Below are 15,010 nucleotides of genomic sequence, written 5' to 3'. Positions count from 1 at the left end.
GGATTTTTATTTGGAATAATTCTTAATAATCTGATAAAAATCACAATTTTAGTTAATTTAGAATAATTAAAAATAATATATTTGCATAAAATTATTCCATTAATGAAGAAACTATTTGTGAGTGCTGTGGTTTTGGTTTCCACGTTTGCCTATGCTCAGGAGAATGACACGATTAATAAATCCAATGATATTGATGAAGTAATTGTTCACGGTTACATCACCAGAGATAGGGAATCTGTGAATAAAATGCCTTTGAAAGAAATTGAAAACCCACAGGTTTATAACACTGTCAACAAAAATGTTATCAAAGAGCAGGTTGTAACAAACTTCAATGATGCTCTTAAGAATGTAACGGGTATTGCTCGTTTATGGGAATCTACAGGTCGAGGAAATGATGGTGGGGAATATTATACAATGAGAGGTTTTTCTTTACAGCCAACCTTAGTAAACGGAATGCCGAGCTTAAGTAACGGCACACTTGATCCCGCAGGAATTGAAACTATCGAAGCGATCAAAGGTCCATCTGGAACTCTATATGGCGGAAGTGTCATTTCTTATGGAGGATTAATTAATGTAATCACTAAAAGACCATATAATTATTTCGGTGGAGAAGTGAATTATATTAATGGAAGTTATGGTCTTAACAGAATTAGTGCTGATGTTAATACGCCATTGAGCAAAAGCCTTTTTGCAAGAGTGAATGTTGCATATCAGAAAAATAATACTTTTCAGGATGCGGGATTCAACGAGTCTTTTTATATTGCACCTTCTGTCAAATTCGTAGCAAATAATAGGTTGACATTCTATGTAAATACAGAAATAAAAACATCTGAGTCTGCAAATGCGCCTATGATTTTCTTGAATAGATATGCTCCATTGTCTTTTTATTCCATTGGAGTTTTTAAAGATAATTACAAGAAGTCTTACACAAGTAATGACTTAACAATCAACAATAACTCATTTAACCTGCAAGCAACTGCTGTTTATAAAATATCAGATAACTGGACATCAAAAACCATTATTTCCCGAAGCAATACAAAAAGTAACGGCTATTACCAATACTTGTGGGATCAATCCAATGGAGGTGATTTTAAAAGATACATTGCCAATATCGCGGGTGAAACCAATACTACAGGGATCCAACAAAATATTAACGGTAGTTTTAATATTGGTAATTTAAAAAACAAATTACTTATTGGTCTTGACTATTTCCAACAAGATTTTATCCAGGGCGGTACGAATTATGCAGAATATGGTCTTGTTAATATAGTCAATCAAACAGACACTAAGTGGAATAACCTTACTAAGTCTGGTGTAGACGCCGTACTTGCTGACGCTACACAAGAGCCAAGTAATGCTGAGTCAAAAATATATAGTGCTTACATTTCTGATGTGATTAATATTCTTCCTAACTTATCTGCAATGCTAAGTCTTAGAGCGGACCATTTTACGGGAAGAGTGCTGTATGCAACAACTGATTCAAAGCCGAAGACAACTTTTTCTCCAAAATTTGGCCTAGTTTATCAGCCAATTCAAGATAAAATTTCAATCTTTGGAAACTACATGAATGGATTCCAATACGTAGGACCGCAAAATGTAACAGATGCTAGTGGGCAGCCAACAAATGAATTTATCTATTTTGATCCAGAACATGCAAATCAATGGGAAATTGGTACTAAAGCGAATCTGGCAGGAGATAAATTCTCTGTTACCGCAAGTTATTACGATATCAATGTTAAAAATAAAGTTATGGGTAATGGTCTGAATACTAATCAAGGCGGCGAAGTTGACAGCAGAGGTGTTGAGGTTAGTGTACTCGGAAGTCCAATTCCTGGAATGAATGTTATTGCTGGTTATAGTTATAATTACAGTAATGTCGTAAAGGGCGACGAGGGTTATCCTGGAAACAGAACGGAAGAGGCCGGACCAAAGAATTTAGTTAATTTCTGGGCAACCTATAAAGTTCAAGATGGTGTACTTAAAAACTTTGGTCTTGGTTTTGGGGGAAACTCTGCGAGCAGGTTTTATACACTTAACAGAGGTAATACTGGTGCATTTCCTCTTCCTAGTTACATTATTATGAATTCTTCAATTTCCTATACAGAAGACAAATACAGCATCATTCTAAAATTAGATAACATCGCCAACAAAAAATATTTCTCTGGCTGGTCAACGGTAACACCACAAAGATTAAGGACTTTATCATTAAGCCTGAATTATAAATTTTAATTGTCGCTTTCGGCTTTTAAATCTTATGAAGAAAAAACACCATCATAAAAAAAAACCAGGATTTTTCAAAAAATGGTCAGCCAAACTACATTTGTGGTTTGGCTTATCCATTGGTATTCTGATATTTATTATTTCGACTACCGGGGCACTTTATGTTTTCAAAGACGAGATAGAAAACTTTACACGTAAAGAATATATCTATCACAACGAACAAAACATCGAGTCAAAACAAATCATTCCGATTCGTGAGTTGGAAAAATTGGTTAATAAGCAAACCAAAGAAAAATATCCAATCCATTGGGTTAATGTTCCGATTGATAAAAAAATGTCCTATCAATTTTACTGGTACGAACATCAGCCGGATCAATGGAACTATTTTGACGAATTTCCAATCTACAAGCTGGCATATGTCAACCCTTACACTGGAAAAGTTCTGCAGGTTTATGATGAAAAAAACGGATTCTTCGCCATTGTAAAGTCAATCCATTGGAGTTTTCTTTTGAAGCAGGAATGGGGAACTTATGTTGTTGGTATTCCTGTAATAATTTTCCTGATCATGCTAATCACAGGCATCGTTCTTTGGTGGCCGAAAAATAAAGCCGCCAGAAAGCAACGTTTCAGATTCCAATGGAAAGATACTACACAATGGAAACGTAAGAACTACGACCTTCATAATATTCTCGGTTTCTACTCCTCTATTTTTGCTTTGATCCTTTCCATTACAGGATTATTCTATGCTTTCTTTATCGTTCAGGCATCGATCTATTACATTTTTTCAGGTGGAGAAACTACCTACCCCGATTTTTCAACAATAACGACCAAAGCACCGATTGAAATGAGAAATGAAGGAACTCTTGACAAGATCTCTGACAAAGTGAAGGAGCTTTATCCCACTGCTTATGGTTTTAGCCTGGACCTTGGGCATCCACATATTGATGACCACGAGCATCCGAATTTTGAAGTTTATGTCAAACATCTTTCATATTCATATCACAAAAGCAGCAGTTTGATTTTCGATGAAAATTCAGGTGAACTTTTACACAGACATGATCCTAAGGATAAGAATTTTGGAGAGAAAACAGTTGCTGCCAATTATGATATCCATGTTGGAGCGATATTAGGATTGCCCACAAAAATCATCGCATTCATTGTCAGTTTGATTATTGCATCAATGCCAGTTACTGGCTTTATGATCTGGTGGGGACGAAGAAAGAAAACGCAAATAAAATAATTGATACATAAATCCGGATGTCACATTCGGATTTTTTATTCCTATTTCAACAATATTGTTGAAAATTTTCATTGACACTAAATTTAAAATTAATTTAACATCTGATATATATTAGTTTGTTTTTCCTTAAATTTAGGGTCTTAAAAATTAAAAATCGAATGTCATTAATTGATCTATCTAGACAAATTGCAATCGGAATTGATATTGGCGGGACTAATACCAAATTCGGATTGGTGAACCACCGTGGAGAAATTCTTGCTAAAGGAAGCATAAAAACTGAAGATTATAAACAAGTAGAGGATTTCATCGACGCTTTACATGCTAATATAACTCCTCTTTTGGAAGAATTTAAGGAAAACAATAGTTTGGACGGAATCGGGGTTGGCGCACCTAATGCAAATTACTTCAAAGGCACAATAGAGCTTGCTCCTAATCTTCCGTGGAAAGGTGTTGTTCCTTTTGCCGAGTTGATGACAAAAAAATTCGGTGTTCCTTGTAAAATGACCAACGATGCTAACGCAGCAGCACTTGGAGAAATGATGTTTGGTGCAGCAAGAGGAATGAAGGACTTTATAATGATCACGCTTGGAACAGGCGTTGGAAGCGGGATTATTGCCGGTGGTAGTTTAATCTATGGACACGATGGATTTGCGGGTGAGCTTGGCCACACAATTGTGAAGCCGGGCGGAAGAAAACACTGGAGTACAGGTTCCGAAGGAAGTCTGGAAGCTTATGCTTCTGCAACCGGAATTGCTATTACTGCGAAGAAATTCCGTGCTGAGTTTCCGGATTCTATGCTGAACCAATATCCGGAGGATGCTATCAACTCAAAAACTGTATTTGAATGTGCAGAAAAAGGTGATCCTACGGCTATTGAAGTTTTCAGATATACAGGACAAAAATTAGGGGAAGCCTTAGCCAATTTTGTAATGTTCTCTTCTCCTGAAGCGATTTTGCTCTTTGGTGGTGTTATCAAAGCCGGAGAATACCTTCTGAAACCTGCTAAATTACATATGGAAAGAAACCTGCTCCCGATTTTCCGAGGAAAAGTAAAACTAGTTTTCAGCGAGTTGGATGAAGCAGATGCAGCTATACTCGGAGCAAGTGCACTTGTATGGGAAAACAATAAATAATTGATCTCATAAATCCTTTGGTCTTTCTTTCTGATAGGAATAATTTTTGCTATTAATATCGGGAAAAATCAAAGGATTTTTCTTTCGGAACAATGACTCGATATTTATTAATCATCTTATGCTTTTTTCTTGTCAACTGTAATGGACAGGAGAAAAAATCAAAACCTTTAACAAATCAAAAAATGGATAAAAACAATTTGGAATATGCCACTTTGGCAGGTGGATGTTTTTGGTGTGTGGAAAGTTGCTTTCATATGCTGAAAGGTGTGGATTCTGTAACTTCTGGATATTCTGGCGGGCACAAAGACAATCCAACTTATGAAGAAGTCTGTACCGGAACAACCGGGCACGCAGAAGTTGTAGAGATCGCTTTTGATCCAAAGATTATTTCGTACAAACAACTGCTGGAAGTGTTCTGGTTTCTTCATAATCCTACTACACTTAACAGACAAGGAAATGATATTGGAACACAATACAGATCTGCTATTTTCTACCATTCCGAAAAACAAAAGCAGGAAGCTGAAGAATCTATGAAAGAATCGGAAGCAAAACAGGAATGGAACGGGAAATATGTTACCGAGATCGTTCCTTTTAAAAAATTCTGGTCAGCAGAAGCTTATCACCAGGGCTATTATAATGCTAATCCAAATCAGCCATATTGTAGTGCTGTTGTGGGACCAAAAATTCAAAAATTCAAAAAACATTTTGGAGAAATGGGTTGGCTAAACGAAAAAGCGGAGAATTGATTCTCCGCTTTTTTATCAAAATCTTACTTTGTTTTCCAATCCTGATTGCGTTTATCCTCCGATCGCTTTTTTCCATTATCAATATTATAAGCCAAACCGATTCCTAAGGTTTGTTTCAGCTGGGTTTTCTTGATTTGGTTATGATCGTACAAAAGATCCAATGTTATGTTGGTTGATATATACTTATTGACTTTCATATTCAGAATTCCGGAATATGACAAAACTAGTCTTTCCGGATGGTCTAGATAATTAGAGAAAACCGAAGCATTGTTTTGCAATGTAATATTTTCCATAAGCTTTACCTTATATTGTGCTGTTCCCAGGAAACCGAATTGAAACAGCATAGAATCACCATCATTCTTCAGACCATAATTTCCTGCCCATTGCAGGTCTTTGTCCAGAACAAAAGTGAATCTAGCATTGGCAGGCCTTAGTGTCATTGTAAAATTATCACTCGGTTTATAGGTAAAGCCAGCTCCCAGATTTACATATCCCGGTGCCATGAAATTTGAAATCTTAGTAGCATCAGGATTATTTCCATCCTCGTAGCCCGGAGCAAACTGCGTGATCAATCCAGCACCAACAGATGCGTACCAATTATTAGATATTTTCCGCCCATAATTGGTAGAAATATTAATAACATCCTGTGTTTTCCGATTTCCTACGCCTTGTGTATTATTCATTCCATATCCAAGAATAATGAGGTTTTCCCAGAGGTCTTTGTCTTTCTCATAGGTCATATTGTAGTTAACTCCAGCCTGCCAGCCGACATTGTTGGCACCACCAGCAACCCAGTTAGAAAATGCCGATTGATTGAGCATCAAGGTGTTTTGACCAACGATAGACCAAGCTTTTGTAGGATCTTGCGCAGGCTGTTCTTGCGCATAGGAGCAGAAAGCCCACAATAGGCCTCCAAAAAATAGTAGTTTCTTCATATTTATTTGTTTTTGGTTAAACAAATATAATAAAATAGAAGAATGATTTAGTTTACGAAAGGCTTGATAACACCGGTTTTGTTGTCGCGCTCTATTTTATATCCCAGATTATATGTAATTCCGACTCCAAGGGTTTGTTTTCTCTGTAGTTTTTGGATCTGATCGTGGTCATACATCAGATCAAGAGTTACGACTGTTGTAATATATTTGTTAAATTTCAGATTGAGGCTTCCGCTGTAATTGATATCAACTCTCTCAGAATGCTGAAGATAATTGGTAAAGAAATTAATTTGATTAATGTAAGTGGCATCTTTGAATAGTTTAATTTTATAAAGAACATTCAACATTGCACCAAGTTCAGCCCGCAGGCTTTGTCCGTCTCTTTCCAAACCATAATTACCGGCAAATTGTAATTTCTTATCCAAAACAAAAGTAAATTTTCCATTCACCGGTCTTAGAATGACCTGAAAATTCTCGTTCGGATTATAAGAGACACCGATACCCAAATTAAGATAACCCGGTGCCATAAATTTTGAAATCCTGTCATCAAAAACCGGATCAGGAGTGTTGGAATAATTATATCCCGCTGTGAACTGTGATAGAAACTGAAAACCTGTTGACAAATAATAATGCTGAGCCAACTCGTAGCCGTAATTGGTCATGATATTAATGTAATCATCTGTTTTTCTTGTAGATTGGCCTGTAGATGATACAAAACCATAACCCAATTGGATATTATTATCCAGGTAATGTTTATCTTTTTTATAAACGATATTATAGTTCGCTTTTCCGATAATGCCGATATTATTGTTTCCTCCGGCATACCAGTTTGCAAATGATGACTGATTGAAAACCAAACTATTCTGTCCAAATACAAACCAACGTTTCAAAGTTGGCAACGTTAAAATAGATGATGGTGTTAATGGACTTGCATCATTATTGTTCGGAATAATTACCACATTATTGGTAATTTTTACAGAATCTTTCTTAATAGATCTTATATCAATGATTCTCGGATTGGCAAGACTGTCGAGATCTATTGCTGTCGAATCCCATTTTTTTTGATTAATCGAATCAATTATTTTCTGATAACCAGTAATTTGAGCTTGTGACAAAAAGCCAAACACAACACAAAATAACGCCAATACCTTTTTCATTAACACCTAATTTTGAACAAAAATAATAAAACTAAATTTTCTAAAATCTGACTTTATAACCAAATTCTTATTGATCATGCAGTTTTTTACAGACAAAATTACCTCTTCCGGAAATTGGCTGTAAAATTGTGAACTTAAAATTAATGTTTTTAAAATCTTTAAATCTAAGATCTTTCTTGGTTCCAATAATTATGCTGGGACTGATGTGGAGTTGTTTTATACTTCAGAATCTTGGATTTTTCGAAGGCTGCAACGGAGCAATCATTCCATTATTACCGCAAGGGCTGAAGGGAGTTATCTTTGCGCCCCTGTTACATGGCAATCTTGACCACATTGTCAGCAACTCCATGCCGATAGCAATTCTATTATTTTTACTTTTTGAATTTTATCCGAAAATCGCTTTTAGAATTTTTCTGATTGGTTGGATTGCTTCCGGATTATTGGTCTGGATGTTACCACCAATTGATATCACAACCGGGCAATGGAGTTACAACTGTATCATTGGTGCAAGCGGATTAGTTTATATGCTGGCTTTTTTTATTTTTTTCAGTGGTGTTTTTCGCTGGAATATGAAATTGCTGACGGTATCACTTGTTGTTGCACTATATTACGGAAGTCTGATTTGGGGAATTTTTCCGGAAGAATTTTTTTCTCAATTACAGGAACCGAGCAAGATCAGTTGGCAGTCTCATTTGGCTGGCAGTATTACAGGGATTTTATTAGCCGTTATTTTCAGAAAAATCGGTGAAGAAAAAAAAAGAAAATTCATTTGGGAATATCCTAATTATTATAGCGAAAAAGACGATAAAATGTGGCAGGAATATATCGCTAATCATCCCGAAGATTTTGAAGAACTTCCTCAACTGAAGCAGGAAAATATTTGGGAATACCTGGACGAGATTCGTAGAAAAGAAAAATAGTTTTATATTCGTAGAAAACACAAATGAATTATGTTTTCCGAAGAATATCTTTACATCCTTGCGCTTAAGCAATGCAAAAACATTGGCAATTCCAATCTGCGTAAACTGATAAAAAATATTGGATCTGCTAAAAAGGTTTGGGAATCTTCCCAAAAAAATCTTCAATCCATTTTCGGTATCGGTAAAAATATTACCCGGGATATCGGTAAAAAAGAATTCCTGATTGCTGCAGAGAAGGAAATTAAATTTTGCGAAAAGCATGATATTAAAATCGTTTCTCAAAATGAAGATTCGTATCCAAGACAGCTGTTGAACTGTGATGATGCACCGGTCATTTTATTCTGCAAAGGCAATTTAAATTCTGATCATAACCCTGTCAGCATTGTCGGCACCAGGAAGCTGACATCCTATGGCAAACAGTTTATTCAGGATCTTTTGTCCGAATTAACTAACACAAAAATCTGCACCATCAGTGGTTTGGCATTGGGCGCAGACACTTGTGTCCACGAGGAATCACTTAAAAATGAAATTCCTACAATTGCGGTTCTGGCACAAAGTCTCAAAACAATTTATCCTTCCTCTAATAAAAATTTAGCCAAAAGAATTTTAGATAACAATGGTGCTTTAATCTCAGAATACACTAGTTTCGATAACATCAGCAGAGAAAATTTCTTACAGAGAAACAGAATTATCGCAGGATTTGCACCTCATCTTATAGTTGTGGAAACGGCTTATGGCGGCGGGTCTATGACAACTGTTAATTATGCGAATGGTTATAACCGTGATGTTTTTGCGCTTCCAGGAAAAATTACCGATCAGTACAGTCAAGGCTGTAATCAACTTATTGCAATAAACAAAGCGGAAGCTATTGTTGACATCAAAACATTAATTCAAAATCTGAATATTACCATTCAACCGGAACTCTTTCCTAAAGAAGAACCGATGATAAAATTAGATCCCGACAAGAAAGAACATCAGTTAATCCTCGGCATTATTACCCAGGAAAAATCAATTTCTCTGGATGAGATTGCAGACAAAACTAACATTCTGCATCATAAGCTTTTACCAATTCTTTTGGATTTGGAGATCTATGGCTACATAAAATGTCTTTCCGGAAGGCTATATCAAATAAATTAGTAAAAACAACGTTTCGAAAACTTGAAATAAATTAACATTAACTTCAAAAATTCTTAACGCAAAATATGTAATTATACATTAAGCAAAAAATTAAGTCAATATCCTTAAATTTTCAATAAAAATCAAAATATTACTTGCGAAATTCGAAAATAAAATTAAATTTGTTGTCATAATTATAGAATAATGGAACACTATAACGTTGAGCAAAAGATTCAGGAATTTATGGCAAAAATCGAAGCCAAAAATCCTAACGAACCAGAATTTATTCAGGCAGTAAAAGAAGTTGCAGTAACTGTAATCCCTTTCATCGCCACTAAAAAAGAATATACCGGAATGAAGCTCCTAGAGAGAATGGCTGAACCGGAAAGAGTAATCATTTTCCGTGTTCCTTGGATTGATGATAAAGGAGAAATCCAGGTCAACAGAGGGTTCAGAATCCAGATGAATTCTGCGATTGGTCCATACAAAGGCGGGATCAGATTCCATCCGACTGTAAACCTTAGTGTACTTAAATTCTTGGCTTTTGAGCAAGTTTTCAAAAATAGTTTGACAACACTTCCAATGGGTGGTGGAAAAGGAGGTTCTGATTTTGATCCTCAAGGGAAATCTGATATGGAAATCATGAGATTCTGCCAGGCTTTTATGACAGAGCTTTGCAAACATATCGGCCCTGAAACTGATGTCCCGGCTGGTGATATCGGCGTTGGCGCAAGAGAGATCGGATACCTTTTTGGTCAGTACAAAAAAATCAGAAATGAGTTTACCGGAGTATTGACAGGAAAAGGTCTGGCTTACGGTGGATCTTTGATCAGACCAGAAGCAACCGGTTATGGTGTGGTTTACTTTGCTGAGCAAATGCTGAAAACCATCAATGAGTCCATTGCAGGTAAAACAGCTGTTGTATCAGGATTCGGGAATGTGGCTTGGGGTGTTATCAAAAAAATAAATGATCTTGGAGGAAAAGTAGTGACAATCTCTGGTCCGGATGGTTATATCTATGATAAAGACGGAATCTCTGGAGAAAAAATTGATTACCTTCTGGAACTTAGAGCTTCCGGCAATAACAGAGCTGAAGATTATGCTAAAAAATATCCTGAAGCACAATTTTTTGCAGGAAAAAGACCTTGGGAAGTTAAATGTGATATTGCATTCCCTTCCGCAACTCAAAACGAACTGGATCTTGACGATGCAAAAGCTTTGGTTGCAAATGGCTGTCTTTGTGTAACGGAGGCGGCTAATATGCCTTCAACTCTTGATGCAATCAACTATTTCCTAGATAATAAAGTGTTGTTTTCACCTGGTAAAGCTTCTAATGCTGGTGGTGTTGCTACTTCCGGCTTGGAAATGACACAAAACTCTATCAGATTGAACTGGACTTCTGAAGAAGTGGATGCAAGACTGAAGGAAATCATGATCGGTATCCACAAAGCTTGTAGAGATTATGGTAAAGAAGAGGATGGTTATGTAAACTATGTAAAAGGTGCTAATATTGCCGGTTTCGTAAAAGTTGCTGAAGCAATGCTGGCTCAGGGTGTGGTTTAAACCATACTTATATAAAAAATGAAAGCAGCTAAGATTTAGCTGCTTTTTTTATTTAAAAGATTTTATCTTGGCAAACCTCTTTTCAAAGCGTAATTAGCCCTCTCGATAGCTTTTTTCTCTTTCCAATTCATATATTTGGCTTTGAAATTTCGTTTCATAAAGTTGTCAAAGTTCCTCTGAACCGTCAGATTCCAAAGGGAATGTGCTTTTACTGCCCAACTTTTGTCCCAGGCTCTCAAAGAGATCGAGAAACTGCCGTCCAGATATTTCATCCAGTGCCACCAACCTGTAGGCATAAAAAGCGTATCACCGTGTTCCAGGAAACATTCGATACCTTCTACTCCATCCAAAGCCGGAAACTTACTGAAATCCGGATTTTCAATATCATAATCTTCTAATGCATAAGTGGCGTACGGAATCTGGTATAATCTGTCTTTCCATTTGTAATCGAAAAGCAAAATGTGTTTTCTCCCGTTGAAATGGGTGTGGAAAATATGCGCCATATCTATGTCATAATGAAGAAATGTCACAGATCCTTTTCCTCCAAAAAACATATTAGGATACTTATCCAAGAAACCTCCCATCAAATCTTTTGGAAAAATATAATCATCTAATAATTTAGGCGCTTGTTTTATAGGATCGAATAAGAAAATCCTGAGATCTGTTGGTTCTTTTTCTATCAAATCTATATAATCCGCAAATTTCATTTTTGCAGCAGAAGCATTGATCGGTGCCGCCGGATCTGCTTTTGAGCTATCATACAAAGGAACTTCTACATCACCAACAGTCTGCTTCATATAGTCCATAGTCCACTTTTGATAAGCCGGCCATTTCCTTGCCATATTTTTTATTACCACAGGTTTGCGTGGCTTCAGGTATTTTTCAAAGAACTCTTCTTTGGTGATATCATCTACAATGTCAATAGGTTTAAGAATAATTCCCATGTTAATGTAATATTAAGCGACAAATTTATTAATTTTTAATCTACTGTGAGAAAAAAAGCGCATTGTTATTTATAACAATTATAAATAGAATTCATTCATTTTATAAATGGTTATTATCAAACTGCATATTGAGCATAAGATTTTAACTTAATCAAATTTTTAAACTCCAATAAAAAGTTTGTAACATTTTTTAAATTTTATCTACTAACATTTTAGTGATATAATTAATGACTATGAAAAGAATTCTATCTGCCCTTTTTATGCTGATGTTCACAGTGGTTGTTTTTGGGCAAAAGACAATTTCGGGAGTAATAACAGATTCTGACGGAAAACCCCTTGCCAGCGCAAGTGTAACTGTTGAAGAACCCGGAAAAAATGCCATCCTGGCTTACGGAATTTCCAATGCCAAAGGCGAATATAAAGTGAATGTAACTTCTTCCGAAAATAATCTTGATCTTAAGATCAAAGCCTTTAATCAGAAGCCAATTACGCAATCTATAAAAAACGAAGACCAAAAGCTGAATTTCTCAATGGATTCTCAGGCAACTGAAATCCAGGAAGTAAGGCTTAAAACAAAACTGATTACAAAAAAAGGTGATACAATCTCTTACGATCTTAAGTCTTTTGAAAACAAAAACGACAGAACGCTAGCCGATGTTCTGAAAAAAATCCCGGGAATTGAAGTAAATAAAGACGGAACAGTACTTTACCAGGGTGAAGCCATCAACAAATTTTATGTTAACGGGAAAGATCTCATGGAAGGTGGTTATGGAACCGTTAATAATTCACTTCCGAAAGATGCGGTTTCAAAAGTGGAAGTTTTAGAAAATCACCAGCCTGTAAGCATCCTGAGAGATAAGGTTCCTTCCGAACAGGCTGCTCTTAACATCAAACTGAAAAAATCGGTGACGATGACCGGTCGCGGAGAAATTGGCGCCGGCTTCAGCCCACTACTTTGGAATGTGAAATTGACGCCGATGTTCTTTGGACAGAAAAACCAGTGGGTCGTCAATTATAAAGCGAATAACAATGGCGAAAGTGTAGAAAAAGAAGGTAACCTCTTGAGTTTTGGAAGCCGTTGGGAAGGCAGAAGATCACAAGCCGGACAAAAATCCTGGACCAACGTAGAAACAGCGGGTGTTCCGGACGTCCCTGAAAAAAGATATCTATTGAATAATGTTCACTTCTTTTCTGCTAACTTATTAACAAGTCCTTTCAAAAATAAAGAATGGGAACTGAAGGCGAATGCTTCCTATACCAATAACAGTATTAAAAGAGAAGACCTACAAACAAAAGTTTATGGAGCGGGTTCTATATCAGTACCAACACTTCCAAATGGTGGAACTTTTATATCTAGTACCAACAATAGATTTTTTGATAATGCTGCCAAGGGTGAATTAATTTTCACAAAGAATGCTAAAAAAGGATTTTTCAAAAATACAACTACCTGGAACAGCTTCTGGAATACAGATCGTGCAAATGTAGACAACAATCTGCCTCCAGCATTGAATGATCCTACAGCAACACCAATTCATAAATTTGCAAATGAATCTCTTGAATCTCCAACCGGAACATTCCAAAATTCATTAAGCACAATTATTCCTTGGAAAGACAAGCTTGTTAATTTTATGAGTTACGTTAAGTATCAGAAAGATAAACAAACGCTCACAGTTTCCCCAGGAAACTATATGGAAAACTTTGGGTTCAGTAATTTTGATAAAATCAGACAATATGCAATTTCTAAAACTCTTGAAGTTAATCATTCTGCTTCTGTAGGATTTTCATATAGAAAATGGACATTCACACCTGAGTTTGGTTTGAATATGAACTTCAACAATTTGAAATCGGCTATTACAGGAGAAGTTAACAATAATAATTATTATCTTGGAACAGATAGACAAAATGATATGGATTGGAACGAGGTAATGCCTTATACTCAAGTTGGTGTTAACTTCAAATCTCAAAATTTTAATTTGAATCTAACGCTTCCAATGAATTTCTATGGTATTACTTACAAAGATAATATCAGACAAAATTATCTGGATAAAAGTAAAACTGTTTTTGAACCAAACCTGTTTGCAAACTTAGACTTTGCATCATTTTTCAAAATCTGGGCTTTTGCGAATCAATCCTATGATTTTGGAAACTTTGGATTCTTGTATGGCGGGAATATGCTCACAAGTCCTACTAATTTGCAAAAAAGATTTAGTAACAATATTGAGATGCCAGAATATTTGAGCAGAATGATCGGCTCCAGATTAGAGTATCGTAATCCTTTGAACAATCTCTTCTTCAATGTAAGATATAACTATTCTACCAACAAAAGAAATTTGATAGAGAGTTATACAACCAATGGCTTTGTTTCACAACTGGAGTTGCAAAGCAGAGAGAACACAATCAGAACCCAGACAGAAGGTGCAGAAATTGGCAAATACTTTCCAAAATTCAAAACCAATCTATCTGTAAGTGGCACCAATACAGATTCCAATTCTTTCTCTTATTTTAATTCCGATTTGAGAGAATCAGCGAATAGCAGACAAACAATGGGTATCAAATTCAACAACACTTATTTCAGTTGGCTAAGTGTAGATTATAACATCAATTTGAATTGGAGCAAAAATACCAATAAAAATGACAATACTGTATTTACATCCAGTGGTTGGAATCATAATCTTGCAGCTTATATTTATCCAAGCGACAACCATACTTTTGGTTTCAACTGGGATGATCTTTCTACAAAAGCAAGTGGGCAGAATTTTAGAAATTCTTTCTTCGATTTGTCATACCAATACACTTGGGTTAAGAGAAAAATCGATTTCGAATTCAAATGGTTGAATATCGCCAACAGAAAAGTTTATGAAACTGTTAATGTAGAAGTTGTACAACAGCTTGTTACAACCAACCAAATGTATATCCGCCCAAGCCAGTTTATGTTCACCGTAAAATTCAACTTCAAATAACACTATTTTATAATTGCAAAAAGGCAGTTCATCTTTTTGTCTGCCTTTTTATTTTGCATAATTTTAAATCACTAAT

General features: G+C 35.8%; 11 protein-coding genes. 8 read left to right on the top strand and 3 right to left on the bottom strand.

The features are described 5' to 3' along the window. Positions 1–102: 102 nt before the first annotated feature. From QOL71_RS05320 to msrA, 4 genes are all read left to right on the top strand, one after another. On the top strand, positions 103–2,229 hold the full coding sequence (locus QOL71_RS05320; protein ID WP_283415930.1) for a TonB-dependent siderophore receptor: 2,127 nt from the start codon (positions 103–105) through the stop codon (positions 2,227–2,229). A gap of 25 nt (positions 2,230–2,254) precedes the next feature. Further along, entirely contained in the window at positions 2,255–3,460 is a 1,206-nt protein-coding gene (locus QOL71_RS05315) for a PepSY-associated TM helix domain-containing protein (RefSeq protein WP_283415929.1), read from the top strand. 158 nt (positions 3,461–3,618) lie between these two features. Beyond that, positions 3,619–4,593 carry an ROK family protein gene (locus tag QOL71_RS05310; RefSeq protein WP_283415928.1) on the top strand — a complete coding sequence of 325 codons (975 nt, stop codon included), beginning with the start codon at positions 3,619–3,621 and terminating at the stop codon, positions 4,591–4,593. 182 nt (positions 4,594–4,775) lie between these two features. Next, positions 4,776–5,339, top strand: a complete 564-nt coding sequence (msrA, locus tag QOL71_RS05305) for a peptide-methionine (S)-S-oxide reductase MsrA (protein ID WP_379953384.1) — start codon at positions 4,776–4,778, stop codon at positions 5,337–5,339. 23 nt (positions 5,340–5,362) lie between these two features. Here msrA and QOL71_RS05300 read toward each other — a convergent pair whose 3' ends face one another. Together QOL71_RS05300 and QOL71_RS05295 are read right to left on the bottom strand one after the other, a co-directional pair. Then, positions 5,363–6,274, bottom strand: coding sequence for a DUF3078 domain-containing protein (locus tag QOL71_RS05300; protein ID WP_283415926.1), 912 nt, complete (start codon positions 6,272–6,274; stop codon positions 5,363–5,365). A gap of 47 nt (positions 6,275–6,321) precedes the next feature. Then, positions 6,322–7,431, bottom strand: a complete 1,110-nt coding sequence (locus QOL71_RS05295; RefSeq protein WP_283415925.1) for a DUF3078 domain-containing protein — start codon at positions 7,429–7,431, stop codon at positions 6,322–6,324. Positions 7,432–7,574: 143 nt separating this feature from the next. Here QOL71_RS05295 and QOL71_RS05290 point away from each other — a divergent pair, with 143 nt between their 5' ends. From QOL71_RS05290 to gdhA, 3 genes are all read left to right on the top strand, one after another. Next, positions 7,575–8,351: a rhomboid family intramembrane serine protease gene (locus tag QOL71_RS05290; RefSeq protein WP_283416064.1), complete on the top strand. Its 777-nt coding sequence runs from the start codon at positions 7,575–7,577 to the stop codon at positions 8,349–8,351. Between the two features lie 30 nt (positions 8,352–8,381). Continuing rightward, on the top strand, positions 8,382–9,488 hold the full coding sequence (gene dprA, locus QOL71_RS05285) for a DNA-processing protein DprA (protein WP_283415924.1): 1,107 nt from the start codon (positions 8,382–8,384) through the stop codon (positions 9,486–9,488). Between the two features lie 183 nt (positions 9,489–9,671). Then, the gene (gene gdhA / locus QOL71_RS05280; RefSeq protein ID WP_283415923.1) at positions 9,672–11,030 is read left to right on the top strand and encodes an NADP-specific glutamate dehydrogenase; all 1,359 of its coding nucleotides are present in this window, start codon (positions 9,672–9,674) and stop codon (positions 11,028–11,030) included. Positions 11,031–11,092: 62 nt separating this feature from the next. Here the strand turns inward: gdhA and QOL71_RS05275 are convergent, their stop codons facing one another. Next, a complete protein-coding gene (locus QOL71_RS05275) occupies positions 11,093–11,974 on the bottom strand; it encodes a cupin-like domain-containing protein (RefSeq protein ID WP_283415922.1) in 882 nt (293 codons plus the stop codon). Between the two features lie 233 nt (positions 11,975–12,207). On the opposite strand from QOL71_RS05275, the gene QOL71_RS05270 reads away from it, so the two are divergent. Next, positions 12,208–14,934, top strand: coding sequence for a TonB-dependent receptor (locus QOL71_RS05270; RefSeq protein WP_283415921.1), 2,727 nt, complete (start codon positions 12,208–12,210; stop codon positions 14,932–14,934). Positions 14,935–15,010 lie beyond the last annotated feature (76 nt).

Source organism: Epilithonimonas pallida, assembly GCF_900182975.1.
Taxonomy (GTDB): domain Bacteria; phylum Bacteroidota; class Bacteroidia; order Flavobacteriales; family Weeksellaceae; genus Epilithonimonas; species Epilithonimonas pallida.
The sequence above is the reverse complement of the archived record's forward strand: the minus strand, read 5'-3'. Positions and strand labels throughout refer to the sequence as shown.